The sequence below is a fragment of the Rhodohalobacter sp. SW132 genome, from assembly GCF_003390325.1.
Classification (GTDB): Bacteria; Bacteroidota; Rhodothermia; order Balneolales; family Balneolaceae; genus SW132.
On record NZ_QUOK01000003.1, the window covers coordinates 122,495 to 140,904 of the forward strand.

The 18,410-nt window shown below is 44.8% G+C and carries 14 protein-coding genes; 5 read left to right on the forward strand and 9 right to left on the reverse strand.

Annotation, left to right across the window (positions count from 1 at the left end):
• Positions 1–826: 826 nt before the first annotated feature.
• The 5 genes from DYD21_RS07540 to DYD21_RS07560 form a co-directional block, all read right to left on the reverse strand.
• Positions 827–1,489: an inorganic diphosphatase gene (locus DYD21_RS07540; RefSeq protein WP_116034825.1), complete on the reverse strand. Its 663-nt coding sequence runs from the start codon at positions 1,487–1,489 to the stop codon at positions 827–829.
• A 118-nt stretch (positions 1,490–1,607) separates the two neighbouring features.
• Positions 1,608–2,408, reverse strand: coding sequence for a leucine-rich repeat domain-containing protein (locus tag DYD21_RS07545; protein ID WP_147303520.1), 801 nt, complete (start codon positions 2,406–2,408; stop codon positions 1,608–1,610).
• A complete protein-coding gene (locus DYD21_RS07550; protein WP_147303521.1) occupies positions 2,408–3,388 on the reverse strand; it encodes a hypothetical protein in 981 nt (326 codons plus the stop codon). Before DYD21_RS07550 ends, DYD21_RS07545 begins: the two co-directional genes overlap by 1 nt.
• A gap of 60 nt (positions 3,389–3,448) precedes the next feature.
• The gene (locus DYD21_RS07555; RefSeq protein WP_116034831.1) at positions 3,449–4,876 is read right to left on the reverse strand and encodes a hypothetical protein; all 1,428 of its coding nucleotides are present in this window, start codon (positions 4,874–4,876) and stop codon (positions 3,449–3,451) included.
• A gap of 49 nt (positions 4,877–4,925) precedes the next feature.
• Positions 4,926–7,730: a TonB-dependent receptor gene (locus tag DYD21_RS07560; protein ID WP_116034833.1), complete on the reverse strand. Its 2,805-nt coding sequence runs from the start codon at positions 7,728–7,730 to the stop codon at positions 4,926–4,928.
• A gap of 265 nt (positions 7,731–7,995) precedes the next feature.
• Here DYD21_RS07560 and DYD21_RS07565 point away from each other — a divergent pair, with 265 nt between their 5' ends.
• The 3 genes from DYD21_RS07565 to DYD21_RS07575 all read left to right on the forward strand — a co-directional run bounded on the left by DYD21_RS07565 (position 7,996) and on the right by DYD21_RS07575 (position 12,202).
• A complete protein-coding gene (locus DYD21_RS07565) occupies positions 7,996–10,080 on the forward strand; it encodes a S9 family peptidase (RefSeq protein WP_116034835.1) in 2,085 nt (694 codons plus the stop codon).
• A 470-nt stretch (positions 10,081–10,550) separates the two neighbouring features.
• Entirely contained in the window at positions 10,551–11,165 is a 615-nt protein-coding gene (locus DYD21_RS07570) for a BsuPI-related putative proteinase inhibitor (RefSeq protein WP_116034837.1), read from the forward strand.
• 122 nt (positions 11,166–11,287) lie between these two features.
• Positions 11,288–12,202, forward strand: coding sequence for a hypothetical protein (locus tag DYD21_RS07575; RefSeq protein ID WP_116034839.1), 915 nt, complete (start codon positions 11,288–11,290; stop codon positions 12,200–12,202).
• 467 nt (positions 12,203–12,669) lie between these two features.
• Here DYD21_RS07575 and DYD21_RS07580 read toward each other — a convergent pair whose 3' ends face one another.
• The gene (locus DYD21_RS07580; RefSeq protein WP_116034841.1) at positions 12,670–13,998 is read right to left on the reverse strand and encodes a type II secretion system F family protein; all 1,329 of its coding nucleotides are present in this window, start codon (positions 13,996–13,998) and stop codon (positions 12,670–12,672) included.
• 182 nt (positions 13,999–14,180) lie between these two features.
• Here DYD21_RS07580 and DYD21_RS07585 point away from each other — a divergent pair, with 182 nt between their 5' ends.
• Complete coding sequence (locus tag DYD21_RS07585; RefSeq protein ID WP_116034843.1) at positions 14,181–14,744, forward strand: hypothetical protein; 564 nt, start codon at positions 14,181–14,183, stop codon at positions 14,742–14,744.
• A 25-nt stretch (positions 14,745–14,769) separates the two neighbouring features.
• On the opposite strand, the gene DYD21_RS07590 is transcribed toward DYD21_RS07585, so the two are convergent.
• Positions 14,770–15,264, reverse strand: coding sequence for a putative metallopeptidase (locus DYD21_RS07590; protein ID WP_116034845.1), 495 nt, complete (start codon positions 15,262–15,264; stop codon positions 14,770–14,772).
• Between the two features lie 224 nt (positions 15,265–15,488).
• On the opposite strand from DYD21_RS07590, the gene DYD21_RS07595 reads away from it, so the two are divergent.
• Positions 15,489–15,944 carry a hypothetical protein gene (locus DYD21_RS07595; RefSeq protein ID WP_116034847.1) on the forward strand — a complete coding sequence of 152 codons (456 nt, stop codon included), beginning with the start codon at positions 15,489–15,491 and terminating at the stop codon, positions 15,942–15,944.
• On the opposite strand, the gene DYD21_RS07600 is transcribed toward DYD21_RS07595, so the two are convergent.
• Together DYD21_RS07600 and DYD21_RS07605 are read right to left on the reverse strand one after the other, a co-directional pair.
• Complete coding sequence (locus DYD21_RS07600; RefSeq protein ID WP_116034849.1) at positions 15,931–16,692, reverse strand: 1-acyl-sn-glycerol-3-phosphate acyltransferase; 762 nt, start codon at positions 16,690–16,692, stop codon at positions 15,931–15,933. The genes DYD21_RS07595 and DYD21_RS07600 overlap by 14 nt on opposite strands.
• Before the next feature lie 6 nt (positions 16,693–16,698).
• Positions 16,699–18,354, reverse strand: coding sequence for a DEAD/DEAH box helicase (locus DYD21_RS07605; protein ID WP_116034851.1), 1,656 nt, complete (start codon positions 18,352–18,354; stop codon positions 16,699–16,701).
• Positions 18,355–18,410 lie beyond the last annotated feature (56 nt).

Below are 18,410 nucleotides of genomic sequence, written 5' to 3' on the forward strand. Positions count from 1 at the left end.
GAAAAAGATAGGGACTTAACGGAGATTCCTTTATTACAAAATGGTAGAGTATAACGAGCCAATATTCCGGTATTTTTGTTGAGTTGCTGATTGAATGCTAACTGCCGTGTGATGATAAATCTGAGCAGCCTGAAAGGTTAATTCATTGAAACACAGTTTAATGATATAACCAAATCAATATATTAAAAATATATATGAATCCTGCAGTTTCTATCCAACCGGGAACTTGCAAAATGATGTATAAGTTCTAGGGTGAAAAACTGTGCTCGTATTCAATCATAAGTGGTTTTATTCCCTGACCCTCAGGGCCGGAAAAAGATAAAAGTCCCCCTTTGAGAGACTGTGATAAAATACCTTGTCAAAAAATTGGTGTCTTTAGTTTTTTAACCGCAAGGGGCGCAAGCAGCCGCAGAGGTTATTTATTCGTATTCTTTACGCACTTCGCGCAACCTTGGCGGTTTATTTTTTATGTTATTATAAATCATTTTCTCACACCCTTTCATTCGTAGGCATTCATTATTTTTTAAGGTATGAAAGCCTGTATTGAAGCTCCCCTCCCTATCAAGTCCCGTTAGGGCGCGATAGGGAGGGGACGGGGGTGGGTCAGAAAGTCTGGGAGCTGAGAAAATGGCAGAAATCTTAGTTTTTTAAGTGCAATTTCTTTGAAAAACAATTTTCTCACACCCTCTCGAAGGGGGTAGCTTTGTATTGACCAAAAAGGTATGAGGTCCAAGTTGTTACCTCGTGGACTCTGCCCCGAGGTAGTTCATTTGACTACCCTGACAAAGTATTTTGGTATTAAGACCTCATCAGCCCATAATTTACTCTAATTACCGTATGCCTCAACCGATTCCCTCAAAATCTCCCAGGCTCGATCCACATCACGTATACCAATAATTTCCACGTTGAAATCCGAACCTTTATAATTTTCAAACCATGTTTCTATGATTGTTGAAACTCCCCGGAAATGTAGGTCCAGTTCCTCCATGTTGTTCACACGATTAAAATGAGAGTCTGTCGTAACTGCGATCAGTTTATCATCCTGCTCATCGTCGTCGATCATTTCAAGGACGCCGATAATTCGGGTTTCGACGATCTCTCCTCTTTCAATTGGCGCTCCCAGTACCAGCACGTCAATTGTATCTCCGTCACCAGCCAGGGTTCGGGGCACCATCCCATAATTGCCGGGGTATCCGATGTATTGAACCACCCGTGGTTCCCCATCCCGGTATTCCCATGCGATGTGACCACTCTCTTTCTCCACCTCCCATTTGGCATCAGTCCCCGCCGGAATTTCGATCACCACATTAACAAGTGAATCATTCGTGATCGGTTCGTAGCCCGAGATAAAATGATGTTCGCCCGCTACAGGATCAACTGAATGTGAGCTGCTTGTCTGTTCCTGTTCCTGCTGCTGTTGATTACACGAAAAAAAGAAGAGTAGATTTGTCAGTACAAATATTGTTTTCAGGGATGGGCGCGTAATCATAAATTTGTATTGGTGTTGAGTTTGAAATGTTGGCTGATCCATAAAAGGCTGAGTTTCCGTATTTCCAGTTCCGGGACTCAGCCTTTTTAATGAATTAATAACAGATTTTTGATGAAGCTCAATCTCCGGGATACCCGTCGAGATTGCTGATTTGATCGAGGTATGGCTCGATAGGTGACCAATCCTCAATATCAAGTTGACGAAGATCGAGATCTGCTCCGCCATTTTCTTCGGCTCCGGGTGTGGAATCGAGCAATGCTCCTTCGGCCATCAGTTCACCGAGAACGGTGATATCCGTAACGCCGGTATTCCGCATGTTGATTCTGTGGAGGGATGTCAGCTCGCGAATGGTTGTCATTCCTTCATTCCCAAACGGCACATTTCTCAGAATTGCGGTCTGCAGATTCTCATTTCCGGCAAGCGGACTGATATCCTCGAGGCCGGTCACCGTATTTGCGTTAAAATATGTCAGTGAAGTGTATCCTGAAATTGGTGAGATATCGGTGATTGCGGTATTGTTAAATCGAAGATACTCGATATTTTCAAGATCACTGATCGGCGACAAGTCCGTCACACTGGTGTAGCTAAGTCGAAGAAACGTGAGATTTTCTGCATACTGCAATCCTGTGAGGTTTGAAATATCACTAAGTTCACCTGAAAAGTCATCGCTTGCATCGATGTTCAGCTCTTCGAGAGTCAGCATCAGCTCTGGCGTGATATCTTCATCACTATCAATATCGAGGGCCAGCCGGATTTGAGCTTCAAGAAGCCCATCAGGAAACTCCACTAATTCAACTTCATCCGGATCATCGTCATCTGTTGGATCTACGAATACAGGATCATCACTTCCACAGCCTGTAAGAAGGATTGCCAGCATTAACATCAGAAGGCTTAACGTTTTGTAAGTATTTTGTTTCATCATTCGTTGATTAGATTATATTTGTAAAGGTTTGGTTGTGTGGTGGAATTCAACGCTTCGCTCAGCGTATAGTAGTTGTAGTCAAGATCAAAGCTGATCGCTTCGCCCTGCGGTTCTCCGGCATATGGTGCCTTTACCGGTGTTCGGGAGAGCATCTCGGTCATCGTTTCACCGGGAAGCCGTTCCCAGTAAAAAATCTCCACCCGGTTTTTAATCAGCACCCTTGATCCATCCCATGCGGATGTGCCTGCGGATGCCTGCCGAAAGGAGAATTCCCCGGCTTTGTAAATCGTATAGGTTTCATCAATCGGCTGAGGATAGGGAAGCGCATAAAGAACTGAGACAGCTCCTCTTTTTGTGACCAGAAAAATATCATTGGTGTACGGATCTACCAGCAGGCTCTCTGTATCTTTACTTCCATCGGGATATTGAAACCGGATTCGATCCACATCGATATCTGTCAGATGGATATTCTGGCCGCGGTGAGCTTCTTCGAACACGGGCTCCGGAAATCTGTAAATGCTGTATTCCGGACGCTTTTGATCGTTATCACCCACATCACCAACATAAATGTAGCTTTCACCCTCAACCGGACCGCCGGATACTTCCATATCTTCCCAGTCGAGATTTATAGTTCCGCCAATTTTGTATCGCGCAACGATTTCACCGGTGGATGCATCAAGCAGAAACAGGGTGTTTGTATGACCTGAATCATTGTGAGACCAAATCATACCGGGATTTTTCATACTCCATCCCAGACCTGAGGCTTCCGACATAGCAACGGTTCCCATTGTGTCCGGATACGGATCGTACAGATCGGTGACAGACATGCTGAATGTGCTGTAGTTTGTCGTGAACGGAGTGTGATTTTCCCAGTCGTAATTGTAGGGGAAATCATCGGTATCACTAATCAGATCATCACTGCTGCATCCAATAACAAGCAGAATTGTGATGCTTAAGAATGAGGTGAGATATTTCAAATTGTCCTTTTTAGAAAGAAAAAGCGGGCCTTTCAACGCCCGCTTTACGGTTAGATTAAATTAGTTGCTCCCGAATGCGCCGAAAAATTCAGACGGTGCAGGCGGATTGAAAGTCATTGTTCCATCCAGTGTAGTGTAGCTGTCGTGAACAAAATCGAAGTCAGTAAATCCGCCGGTGAGAGCCGGTGAGTCGGCCTGAAGGTGGAAATCCGCATCGGCCGGAATCGGGTCGATATTCAGGCGCAGCGGATCGGTACCGATTGTGCTGTTACCGCTAAATTCAAAATCTGACGGATCGTAGTTCACGAACATCGGATCATTTTCGCCCGGTTCGCCTGTAACGTCAGAATCAGGAATTGGAGTTCTTGGATCGTTGCCAATCAGCCCAACAGAAGAAGTGTTAGTTGATGGATAGAACTCATCAACAATCGTTTGAACGCTGCCATAGTACCAGTTGTATCCGTAGTTAATACGTGAGATATCAGGCTCATCTTCACCAGATACCAGTCTGAGGCCGAATCGTACGTTTACCTGCAGGTTATTATACACATCACCAAAGCCATCAGATTCATAGTTCAGTCCGGCACCGCGTCCTGGTTCTGCTCTTCGGAAACCTGAGTTCAGGATGGTATTATTGTAGAAGTTGGTATGAGCCCTGCCGCGTTCGCCCGGCCCGGTGTCAGCTGTTTTCAGGCAATTCGTAGCAACATTGTAGCAAAGGTTGAAAGCAAAGTCGCCGCTTGTTGCTGCTTTGATGTTTACCACATCGCCGCCGGTACCGCCAATCACTTCAAAAGTGTTATGGGTCATGAGAGTTTTACCGCCATTCGTACGAATCCCATCATCAGGGGTAAAAGCAATTCTTGAGTGCTGAAGTACAAATATACCGTCTTGTCGTTCACCATCTTCGCGCACAAAATAGATTGCGTAGCTGGCATCACCTGCGTCCAGTTCACCACCGCCGCCGGTTACAGGCTGTGCCATCGCGTTTTCTTCGCGGGTTGTTCCCCCGGCGTGCAGAATATCTGTGTACTGAATCACAAGATCGCCGGTAGTTATCGTTCCGATAACGCCGCCCCAAAGCTGACCAATTCCATTATTTTTGGGAGAGTTGATCAGATCATCAGATGCTGTAAGCGTTACACGCGCACCTTCTTCACCCAGAATGTAAAGTGAACCAAACACTTCAATAAACCAGGCTTCACCATTTTCTCCTTCCTGGAATTCAAGCGTTACACCTGCAGGAATGGTTACGGTTTCGCCCTCTGGCACATAAAGATCTCCGGTTACTTCATACAGTTCGGCCTCTTCGAAGGTGAGTTCTGTCATGTCTCCTGAAATACCGCTGGTCTCCTCAACAGGATCCCCGTTGTCTTCATCGCCGTTATCAATGTCAGGTCCTACTGAATTATCGTCACTGCAGGAAACAGCAGCAAAAGCAATAATCAAGGCCATCATCAAAGATGTTAAAAGATTTCGTTTTTTCATGTGTTGTCTGTTTGAATTATGAATTATGATTTTTGATTTGAGTTTTGCGTTAGCTGGATTGAAAGTTGTATCGAATGCCCACCCTGTAGGATTGCCCGAATAGATCCCGTCGCACAAACCCTACATTTGTTGGATCGGTTTGATAGGGATAGGGATCATCAGGCACGGCCAGCGGCTTATTCACATAAAGCTGGTATGGAGTGTTAAGCAGGTTATTTGCTTTCACAAAAAGAGTTAAGCCGCTGTTAAACCCTTTTTCGAGTGAGACATCCATCTGGGTCATCGGGCGCATATAGTGGTCTGCCTCATAAAACGGGGAAACAAAAGCGATACGCTCCCCTGTGTAATTAAATACAAGCTGGGCGTCGAACTGACGAGCCTGGTCTTTAAACAGCAAGCTAATATTCCCAACGTGGTCAGATTGTCCCTGCAGTGGACGGGTTTGATTGACCAGTGATCGGGACCAGTCCTGATTGATCACAATTTTGTTGGTTGTAATTTCTGACTGAGTAAATGTGTAGTTCATCCGAACCCCGAATCGGTTGAAATACTTTGTGAGATCGAACTCCACTCCAAAATTGACCGCATCATCAAAATTCTGCGGAAGGATACGGTTGGTTCTCGGGCTTTCTTCTGCGCTTTGAACCTGTGGAAAACCATATTCAATCGGGTCAATAATCCGCTTATAGAAAACACCGACTAATAACTGGTCTACGCTCGATGGAAAAAACTCATACCGCAGATCGGCGTTATGCCCGATGGATGGCTTCAGGTCAGCGTTACCGCGCTCACTATAAAATGAATCCCCGCCGCCGGCACTTCGAATCGTGGGTACAATCTCATAAAATCCAGGCCGGCTGATCGCTTTATAGTAGTTTGCTTTCACGTTGGTGCGATCCGATAGCGGAAGCTTCAAACTGAAGGATGGGAAAAGATTCAGATACTCCTGTTCCTGGCTCAGTTCCGTATCATTTGAGGCTGCAGAGAGAGGGTTGATTTCATAGGATTGGTATGTCTGTTCTGCGCGAACGCCCAATTGCAGCTGTGTGCCTGAAAAATTCAGAATTGAGGTGATGTAGGCACTGTAGATGTCTTCTGCTGCATCATATACAAGATTACTGCGATCTCCGCTGCCCCGCGGATTAGCCATTGAAGCAAAGGATACGTCTCCAAAATCGTCCCAGTCTGTGCCCCGAAACTGACCAAAAATCTGGGAATAGTTGTAGTAGTTGTAATAGTTATCCCGTTCCTTATTTCGGACAACACCTCCAAATTTCAACTTTGATCCACTGCTCAGAGCATCCAGGTTGTAGGTGAAATCAACGTAAAGTGAGAGATCGTTATCACGGTTGCGTTCCCAGGCACGCGAATTCCGTTCTCCCTGGAAATAGACAATCTCATTCGTTACCTGATCCAGATCGGTATCGAACTGACCGGCCCTGGAAAACACCCCATCATCCGGGCGATCGTTTTCTGCGACTGAATACACCGCGTTCCATTCCAGGTTCAAGTTCCTAAACAGACCGTGAGTACCTCCAAGATCTGCGGTTGTGATATCCTGGTAGATGTTGCTGAATCGTGTAATTGGGTAGACCGCATAATTCTGTGTAGAAACAAAACTCTCTCTTCTCACCTGATCCCGCACTCTGAATTCATCAAGCAGATATTTACCCAGGTACAAATCAATCGTATGATTCTCGCTGATGTTAAAATCCAGCTTACCATGAACAGCCATTCTTCGCATTTGTGAGCTTGTTTCGCGCTCAATCAGCTGGTTCATGATCAGCGGGTTTCCTTCACGAAAATTGACGGAAGGATCATAGAAGTAATTTGAAACAGGCTTGTAGGAGTTTTGAAAGCTTGCTCCTGCCATTATGCCCAGTCGGTTGCCAAAAATCCGGTTACCATAGGTAGCACTTGCCATCAGATCCGGCAACGGGGTTTTATGATCCATAATCATGTTTTCCACTGGAAAATCATCCGGTGTTGCCCTGTAATCTTCTCCGTGAATCTCCCTGGGTGACCGCATCTGCAGATTGGATCGGTCGTACGTGGCAAATTTATCCTTTAAGTTGAGATGATTGTAGCCAAACTGTAGATCGGCATCCAGAAACTTTTTGAAGGGAGCATCCCTCATCACCATGTTCACGGTTCCGCCTATCGCATCTGCTTCCATATCGGCTGTCAGCGATTTTGATACTTCCAGTCTTTCAAGAAAAACGGCTGGAAAAATATCAAGCGGTACAAACCGGTTTTCGTTATCCGGAGATGGAATTTTAATTCCGTTTACCAGCGTGTTGTTGTACCGCTTGTCCATCCCCCGCACAATAGCGTATTGAGGCTCTCCGCTTGAATTACGCTCGATGGACAGTCCCGACACTCTCTGAATCACATTTGCAACCGTGATGTCGGGTGACAGTTGTATCTGCCGGGCAGATACGATGTTGGTAACATTTACAGCCTGCCTCTCCAGTAATCTTGCCTGGGTATCTGTCCCCCGGTTATCCCCCATAACAACGACTTCAGCGAGCATCTGCTCATCAGGCCTCAGCTCAAAATCTCTCCGGATCCGGGAATCTGATTCAGAAACTGATATTTCAGCTTCATGGGTAACATATCCCAGGTAAGAAACTCTCAGGCGGTAATTGCCCTGTTCTAAGTTTCTGATTGTGTAACTGCCATCAAGCCCTGATGCAGCCTGTCGTGATTCGCCACTATCATTATGTACTACTGATATATGAGCACCAATTAACAATTCGCCATTCTGGGCATCGGTAACCGTGCCGTGCAATTCTGTGGCATATGCATTCAAAGCAAATAAGAAGAATGTTGTAACTGATAATATAAATCTCATGAAACGTACTTAGATTAAATTCAACTGAGCTGGAACTGATCGTTTTCATGAGACAAGATCCTCGTGTTATGTTACCAAACAATTAATTCGCTGTTACGATACTATGAGGTTGCTGTGCACTCGTGATTGCATTGAGATGAGACATTCACTCTTGTTGCAAGAGTCTTAAAAATGTTGTAAAACAGGTAGAATCAATAAATATCTATTTTTAAGGCAATCAGTCATCAATTACCTTACAGCTCCATTTTAACTTTTCAGATGCTTTATGACGAAACTATCACAAATCTTACTGCTGCTTTTTATTTCCACATTTTGTTTAACCTTCTACCTTCACGCCCAAACCGGTATTCAGCCCGAAGATTACTATAAAACTGTATTTGTAGGCAGCTCGGAGATCTCCCCGAATGGAGATTTGATCGCGTTTACCAAAACTGTTGTGAAAGAGGAGGATAACAGCCGTCATACCGAAGTGTGGATGCAGAAAATTCGAAATGGCCGTGCCGATGGAGAGCCGTTTCGTTTTACAGATCCTTCGGTTCAGTCTTCTAACCCGCAGTGGTCACCTGATGGAGAGCTTTTGAGTATTCAATCGCGGCGAGGTGATGATTCTAACACGGTCCGGTTTATCCGCGTGACGGCTCCGGGTGGTGAAGCATTCCAGATTGAGGGACTCGATCAGACCCCGGTGTGGTCACCCGATGGCGAAAAAATCGCCTTTACCCGTGTACCTAAAGATCAGGAAGTGGAAGAAGATCGCTCAGGATGGATCGCACCCGATGCCATCACCACCACGCTCGACTCCGCCCGGTTTGATGGCCGTGTAATCACGCAGATGCGCTATAAAAGTGATGGCCGGTCAAGCTGGCTTCCCCATCCATCCGTAAATCCAAAACGTCAGCTTCATATCATCTCTGCTGATGGCGGTGAACCGGAAATTATTACTGATCTCCCCTATCATGTCGGGCAAATTGAATGGTCAGCCGACGGCTCAAGAATTTACTTTTCCGGTGATCCTGAGGAGGATGATGAATACAACACCGATCTTACAAGGAATTTGTATGTAACAGATCTGGAAAGTGGTGAGACAACAATACTTATTGAGATGGATGGGAATCAATCATCTCCTCAGATATCTGAAAATGGGTCCTACCTTGCATTCAGCCATACCGAGGAGCGTGGTGCTGAGACTGATGTGATGGTTGTTCAAATTGGCAATGATGGAATGCCTGCTGGCGAGATTGCCAATCTTACATCCGACTGGGATTTGAGTCCGGGGAATATCCACTGGACACCCAACAACCGCACCGTTCGATTTACAGCGCAAATTCGCGGAAACAACCATCTCTTTGAGGTCAATCACTCTGGCGGTGACGTTCGCCAGGTCACCCTGGGTGACCGGCGGCTGAGTTCCATTTCAACCACTTCTGATGGACGATATATGGCCTACACATCAACAGATGCCACTACACCGGATGAACTTTTTATCAGCCGAAATAACGGGAACCAGGAAGTTCAGCTTTCGCGGTTTAATGAGGAGTGGATGGCAGATCGTTCCATCAACCCGGCTGAACAAATCACGTGGACGGTAGAGGATGGAACTGAAATTGAAGGCTGGGTGATTAAACCGGTTGGACATGAAGAAGGAGAAAGTTACCCGATGATTCTTAAAATTCACGGCGGGCCTCACTCCTATTACGGCAATACCTGGTTCCAGACATTTCACGTACTCTCCGCCTCCGGATTTTTCGTTTTCTATCCCAACCCGAGAGGTTCTTCTTCATATGGACACGAATTCACGTACGCAACAAAAGAACAGTGGGGTTTGATGGACGAAGAAGATTTCATGACCGGACTGGATGCCGTGTTCGAAAAATATCCGGATGTGGACCCTGAACGTGTTGGTGTTTCCGGCGGAAGTTATGGCGGCTTTATGACCAACTGGCTTACCGCTCGTTTTCCCGATCGTTTCGCGGCAGCCAACACCAGCCGGTCAATTTCGAACTGGAAGAGCTGGTACGGGGCATCAGATGCCCAGGGTCTCACTGAGTTTGAATTCGGGGGTGCTCCATGGGAAGAGCGTGAACTCTATCGTGAACTCTCACCCATCAACTATGTGGAAAATGTAACGGCCCCTACGCTGATCATCCACAGTGAGGAAGACTGGAGAACTCCGGTTGCCGATGCCGAACAGTGGTACATCTCCCTGAAAAAGATGGAAGTGCCGGTTGAGTTTATACGCTATCCCCGATCATCGCACGGACTCTCCAGAACCGGAGAACCCTGGTTATTGGTAGATCGTCTGGAGCGAATTCGAAGCTGGTTTGATTATTGGTTAAACGAAGAGAATTAATGAATAAGGCATGCGAAGACTTTTGAGACTTCACATGTCTTAAAGACTGATTCTTTTAATGAATTAGTTAGCTATCCAAAATAATTACAGTACCATCGGTGCGGCATGTCCGGTGTGCCGCACCTAAGAGGAGCTGATTTCACCCCTGGAATGGTGAATATCATTCCATCAACTAGAAAATTGTCATCCTCTTCCGAAGGAATCACTTTGTGTGAATAGCGAAGAGGATGAACCTACACGTGTTTATTTGACTCAATTAATCAATAGTTAACCTCGAATTCACTCCTTTTCATCCCCCATTGCCCTCCGTCAGCTGAAGGGACACTCAATAATTAGCTATTATCTCGAACTCGGGATAGTAGGTACTCTGATCCATACATGTGTAGTATCAACAGCACTTTTACTCCAGAACTGATACTTGCGGATCAGTTTGATAAACTAAGTGATGAATATGCAACAACCCTGCAGCCATGTTTAATGAACTAGAAAGAACTTTTGAAGCGAAAATCTATTGGTTAATTCTGGCGGGCGGGCTGTTTTTTATGGCTGGTTGTGATGCGATTACAAACCCGTTTGGCAGTTCAGGTAATTCTTCTGGCGACTGGCTTCTGGGATCAGGGTACCTGCCTTACGGAATCGAACTTACGCTGGATCTGCCTGAGAAGGTTGAAAAGGGAGAATCGGTACCACTGAAACTGACCATCCGAAACAGCACCAAAAACGATATTGAATTACGTTACAGAGAATATCGGAGGAATTTCGGTATTGAAGACGGAGATAGTGGTGAACTGGTCTGGTCATCAGAAATGATAAATCCGGTACTTCTAATGTACAAGACCCCCCTAATCACTCTTGAGGCGGGAGAAGAGATCACGTATGAAGAGGAGTGGAATCAAACCTTCGGAGAATACAGAGATAAATATGAGCCGGGTTCTCAGCAGCACAGAAGAAATGATGATCAAGTTGGTAAACAGGTGCAAGCCGGCACGTATAGAGTATATGGTCTGCTCTATTTTGGCATTAAAGGTGCCGGCAACGAACAAGACTTCCACACCCGGCCCCACACTATAACCATAGTTGAATGAGGCCGATCACCGGATGAATTATTGTATTTTTTTCGGTTTTTCAGTATATCTACAGTAGATAAATCTGTATGAACGTAGTACTTCATCCGTTATACACGAGATAGGAAATTTATAAATCTGCCATGAAACGGAACCCATCTCTCCTGCTTACCATCACAATTATTTTGATTCTCCCGCTTGGTTTTGCCTGCACAGAACTTGGTTCCGATAATATCATGTCTGATGAAATTACGGACTACGAATGGCCGCGGGAAAATTACCACGCCATATGGGGTACATCACCAAACACCATTTTTACAGTTGGAAGTTCAGGAGTGATTCTTCGGTATGATGGCGTAAACTGGACACAGATGGAAACCGGCACGGAATCCACGCTATTCGGTGTTTGGGGTTCTTCCGGCTCGAACGTATACGCGGTCGGGGAAAGCGGAACGCTACTCCACTATGACGGAACTGAGTGGAGTGCTATCGATCTCGGTCTGAGAACAAGAATTCACTCCATTTGGGGTGCATCAGAAGATAAAATCTTTATCGGCACGGCCGCAGGCAGCATTTACCATTTTGATGGTCATGAGTGGAACGAACAGCAGCTCTCCGTTTCGGGTGCCATTAATGGAATCTGGGGGTCTCACACCGATGAGATATTTGCGGTAGGCACGGCAGGAACCATTCTTCGCTACGAGGAGGATGAGTGGATAAGCGTCAGTGATGGAAACCCCTCCCTCTTCGCAATTTGGGGCACATCGGATGCAGATATAATCTATGCAACGGGATCGGGCGGCACGGTATTGAAGTACGACCGGGAGACAGATGAGTGGATGGATGAAAATCTCAACACAACCAACGGCATATACGGAATCTGGGGCAGCTCTGCCACCAATGTGATCGCAACCGGACTTAACGGAACCATCCTCTTTTTTGATGGAGAAGACTGGACTGGCCAGGATCGATTTTCCATGGAAAACATCTCCGGGGTTTGGGGATCACGCGGAACGGTTTTCATCGTAGGTGGGTACGGTTTGATCCGGGAACTTTAAAGCTGATATCTTCACAGGGATGCAACAGGTTCCACCATTCATCCCGGCAATTCATTTACACTAAAGCTCTGGGATAGCATTGGTTAGACATGATATTTCTGAGGACTCTGAATTATGCGAAAGGCATCAACACATTCAGGCTCAGAATATTGAAACCAAATGATTTCCATGAGAAATACCATGTCTCTTCATTGGCTGGGTACCCGGCATCTCACACACCCCAATTAAAGCCCATTTTCAACCGAGCACAAATTCTCTTCAGGTTTATTGCTTTACTTACGAGCAATCAGACATGGTATTTCTGAGGACTCTGACTTATGCGAAAGAAATCAACCCATTCAGGCTCAGAATATTGAAACCAAAGGGTTTCCATGAGAAATACCATGTCTCTTTCAGGGATACCTAGCCATTTCATTCATCGGACGAAAATCCCGAAAGTTTTCGGGATCCGATGAAGGTCGTGATTTTTAGTTCGGCTGAATAATTGCAGCTTCGGACGAAACAACCGTAATCGCAATCAATGCAATCATAATAAACAGGTTAATGAATAGATTGATTGTATCGATTACCGATTCCATCTTATAGGTGGTCTGGACTTCATAATATTCGGCAAGCTGCTTTGCATTCTCACGCAGGGCTCCCGACTCGGCTCCTAGACGAAACCGGCTGATCGCTGTATTCGAAAATACACCTGTAGCCTCCATTGACTCCACAAGGCCCGCACCATCTTTCAGCATCATTTTAATGGCAACTTCTTTTATTCGTTTCTCCATATAGGTGTTCCGGCACGCCTCCGCGGCAACTTTAATCACATCAATATTCTGCCCTGAACCACTGTAGAGTGTATAAAATACACGTGCGAATATCTCGATACTGGTTTTATGCAGCAGATCCCCAATCACCGGAATTTTAATGATATACTGATCGAGCAGAAGTTTGCCTTTTGGTGTCTTTACATACCAAATAAACAATGAAAGTGGAATAATGTGAGCGAGCGTCAGCATAATCCAGTTATCCTGTAGCCAGTAACTCACTTTCAGAGTCGCCTCCGTCATTGGGGGAAGCTGGATATCAAATTCCAAAAAGAGTTCAGCTGTAGCGGGAAATATATATCCAACATAAAAAAGCACGGTTGCGATAACTGCAAGTACCGTAACGGCCGGCATCATCAGTGAACGCCGCAGGTTCTTTTTAAACTCTGCATCCCGCTCTAAAAATTTTGCCGTACTTTCAAACACGAGGGCCATGTTACCCGATGTGGAAGCCACACTAAGCATATATGCAGCGAACTTGCCAAATACATCTTCGTGTTTACCATAAACCTCGCTTCCCTCCTTTCCATCCTTCAGATCTTTCTGAATCTCTTTGATCACCTCCTTCATCTTCTTGTTCTCTGTATCTTCATACAGCAGATCAAGAATTTCATCATACGATAGCTGTTGACGTAAAAGGTCGGCAGACAGGCTCACAAACGTCACAATTTCGTTTGTAGGAACTCCGCCTTTAAAATTGAACCACTTTTTATTTATCCGGTCAACTTTAAAGCCAAGCTTTGTTAATGCACGCTCCAGTTCCTCTTTATTGTAAGCTTCCTGTTCTCCGTTTACCTTTTTTCTCCCGGGGCGCTGCGCTTTGTATTCATAAATCTCTTTTTTTTCAAGAGCCTGAACACTGATGCCGTTCTTTTGAACCAGTCTGTCAACTTTACGCTTCGCCTCTTTTTTCGAACCGGCTTCAAATTCTGTCTTGATAGCCTTGCCGGCCTTTGAGGTTGCTTTTAAACGAAACTTTGGCATAGCAGAGCGAATGAATTAGAAAGTGTTTTCCATTTACCTTTTGTTATCGACAAGAGTATCCTAAAGCATAAATGTTACAGATTAAAGAGAATTTCACTCAATCGGATGGAAGAAAAGCTGTTTTAATTCAGAAGCTCTGCGTACCTTTGAGAGATAGAAATCCTAATGCTAAAAACCGTTCCATGGGCACTTCAGAAAAACTGCAAACATTAAAGCATTCCGATAAAGAGGTATCTTCATATCTGAAAACTCTCTCCGATATTAACCTCGATGGCAGTTACTATCTTACCATAGCTGCAGGTAAAAATAAAAGTGCAAAAAAGGATTTCTATAAAAAAGTAAAGAAACAGGCCGGAAACAGTTTCAAGGAGATTGATCTGCGTGAAATTATCACCACACAACTGGACGAAACTGCCAAAAACCTTGATGAACTTTTTTTATCTCTTGGATCAGAAAAGTATGTATGGCTAAGCCACGGAGATCAGCTTGGCGGCGTTTATACCGGATATTCTTATTCCGTTCGTCGGTATGCCACACCTCAGGAGAGATATTTACTGGAAAAAATCACAGATAGTGAAAAGATATTTTTTATAGATCTCGATGATAAACACACCGTTAACAATACCATGAGACGGCATGCCCAAACATTGATTACATTTGAGCACCCGTCTTCCTTCCTTGGCCGGTTAAAGCAAATCACCATTAACGGTTCATCCTTTGAAAGCAGCCGAAAACCGCTGGTCTGATTTCACCCGGCACCATTGATTACAATTACATGGTAACCTTATTCTCCTGACGTGGATCCAGGTCATACAGCGATGACACCGTTGCCTGAATCGTTTTATACCACTCATTCCCAAAGGTGTCATTTATCTCGTAAAAGTCGGAAAAGTCCGGTTTTCTGATCTTCATCTTCCACTCCTGGTTTTTGGCCTTAAAAACCGGGTCGATATGAAGCAGCTGATGATATAGAAGCATCTTTTTAGTATCTCCATCAAGCATATCCCACAGCTCTCCGGATATTTCGATCAGGTAGTCATTTCCGGAATAGTGTTTTACTTCCCGGCTGGACTTCACACATTTTGCTGCCCGCTGTTTTGAAATGTTTGGATAGATGAGCAGGTATCCCACTTCCGCAGGACCAAGCTCTATTTTATGCTGTTCAATAACCTCTGCAGCAACTTTCTCCATCTCCGGAGATTCCATTAGCTGCTTATCTGTTAATTTGATATCTCCTTCAGGCTTTAAAAAATCGTTTTCTGGCATGTAATCTGGTAAAATATTTTTGGTTCATTTGAAGAGCTTAAGGTACAAAAGATGGTCGTCAACTTTAAGTTACATCAGCCGATATTTTCTAAGAATATCCCCGCTGTATGAAAAACCATTGTGGGGGCTGAAATTGAATGGTATTCATTCTGCATCTGATCAGATTTTTATCTATTCTAAAGCCGTTAACCAGATTTTTATGAATATCGGAGTGAAATCCAGCTATGAAAAAAAGTATAATCGGCAGTTTTATTGGCCTGGCTATTGTAGTAGCCGCAGACACCTTAATTCGCGTTATCATATCGCTTACTACCCATCATCCCTTGTCTCTTTTTCATTATGAAATATATGATGGATTTATCTGGGCTATCGTCATCTGTGCATCTACATTTGCGACCAGTTTTGCCGGTGGAGCCTTCACGGTAACCTATGCGGATAAAAATAAACTGGTCGGGTTGATCTCATTCGGAATTTTGCTCACTCTGATACGATACGGACAGATCCATTACGTGATGGAAACTGAACTTCTTTTCCCGATGGTGTCACTCTTTTTATCTTTAGTTGCTCTGTTTTTAGTCTGGAAGTTTTACCTTCGCAAAAAAGGAAAACCATCGCATCAGCAGGAACCTCCGGAGACGGGCGGAAAAAAACATCACCAGCCAGATACTACCCCTTGGTAGCGTCTACCCGGTTTAACGGTTCATTACGCCACTCCGAAATCTGAGCCGCCATTTTAATCCGCACACGCTCCATCAGCTCTTTTGCCTCTTCTCCGGATGAAATATCCGGCATTACCGGGTCAAGAACTTTAAGATTCACGTACACATCTTTTGTAAAGACCCAGGTCTTTTTGGGCAGGCACTCCTGCGTACCATCAATAACAACCGGCAAAATGGGCACTTGTTTTTGAATTGCAAGATCAAAAGCTCCCATGGTAAATCGTTTCAGCCGGCCATCGCGGGATCGGGTACCTTCCGGGAAAAACATTACAGAACAGTTCTTCTCAAGAAAATAGCTGCACTTCTCAAAAACATGAACACGCCGGTTTGATGCCTTACGATCAACCGGAATATCGCTGGCCCATTTCATCATACGGCCGAGTACCGGGATTTCGAAAAGCTCTTTTTTTGCAACCCATTTCATCTCCCACGGCAAATTTGAAATGAGGGGAATATCCGCATTAGACAGATGATTCGCTACGACTATAAACGGTTGCCTGTCGTCAACTTTGCCCGCCCCTTCAATCGTAATATTCCAGTTTGAATTAATTCTGGAGATTAAAAGGCCCAGCTTCCGAAATAATTTTCCGGTTCGGTAACGGACCGGATCTCTGTCAAAAAGCCTGACAATTCCCACCATCGGCAGCCATACGAGAACAAGTAAACTAATCCCTGTCCAGACAAGTACCGAAAAGATTTTTTGCTTCATAGAAAATCAGAACTTCGGCAGAAAACTTTTAACAATGCCCCAGAACCCTTTTGCCGGCTTCAGGCTATTTTTATTCCTTTCCGCGGCTTTTTCAATTGCAGGCGGTATTGCCACTTTTTCCAGCTCAGCAATTTTTTTCTCATGTGCTGCTGCTTCGGTATTTACCTTATCATCCTGTTTCTTTGATGATCTTCCGCTGCCATTGGTGCGGCCACCGGAACGTCCTTCTGACTTGGTTTTATTTTTTTCTGATCTGCCTTTGCTCTTTTGGTCAGAATCCGTCTGTTTATTTTTAGGTGAGCTTTGCTCAGATTGTTCGGTTTTCTGAGTTGGTTTACCGTTCCTCTTCTGTCGTGAATCAGATTTTTTCCCTGAATCCCGGCTTTTATCCTTATCTGTATCTGTATCCGAAGACTCAGTAGATCTGGATTTCTTTGACTGCTGGTTCCGCTTTTCACGGTCTGAATCATCTTTCGACCTGGATCTGTCGCCACCTGACTTCTTCGCCTGCTTCAGGTCACTATCCCAGCTAAACTCACTTTTCTCATTAAAATTTGAAGGGAGATCGATCGTCTTGATTTTATTCCCTTTAATGTTCTCGATCTGAGAAAAAACGCGGCTATCACGCTTGCTCACAAACGTGATGGCAATTCCGGATTTATCATACCGTCCGGTACGCCCGATACGGTGAACATAATCATCGGTATTGTTCGGCACATCATAATTGATGATAATTGAAACTTCTTTGATATCAATTCCGCGAGCAAGGACATCTGTGGCCACAATAACCGGAACCTGGCCATTTTTAAATGCCTGGAGTGCTTTATTTCGCTCATCCTGTGAACGGTCGCCGTGAATACTTGCCGCTTTTATACCTTCACGTTTTAGGAGTCGCTGCAGTTCATCCGTTCCTTTTTTGGTAGATGTGAAGATGATACAAGAATCCCATTGCAGGTCATCAAAAATCTTTTTAACAAGGCTGACTTTCTGTTTACTGCGCAGCTTGTACGCCCGCTGTTCAACCGATTGACTTGGTTTTGATCGTTCGATTTCTACCAGCGCCGGATTTTCCATGATGGAACCGGCAAGTTTTTGGATCTCCTTTGGCATTGTTGCTGAAAACAGTAGTGTTTGTCGTTTTTCAGGCAGCCATGAGATGATTTTTTTCATGTCCGGGAGAAAACCCATGTCGAGCATTCGATCCGCTTCATCGAGCACAAAATATTCCAGCTTCGAAAAATCGATGCCCAGAACTTTATTCTGATCTATCAATCGCCCCGGAGTTGCCACAATGATGTCAACGCCCGCTTTCAACGCTTTGGCCTGCTGTGAAAAATCGCTGCCGCCAATAACCGTGGCAGATGAAATTCCGGCGTGGTAGCCAATAGCAAAAATCTGTTCATCAATCTGTGAGGCGAGTTCACGGGTTGGGCTAAGTATCAGGGCTTTAATGCCTTCTCGATTGCTCTTTAGCACACGCTCCATAATTGGAATAACAAAAGCGCCGGTTTTACCGGTGCCGGTTTGGGCAGCTGCAATAAGATCTCTGCCTTCCGTTACAATAGGAATAGCTTGCTCTTGTACCGGTGTGGGCTCATTAAACTGTAAATCATTTAATCCGGCAATCAGTTCGTCGGATAAATTAAAATCGGTAAACTTCAAATGGTTCCTTTTTTTCTTTTTTATTAAAACTGGTACAGAACTCTATACTTCTGCCG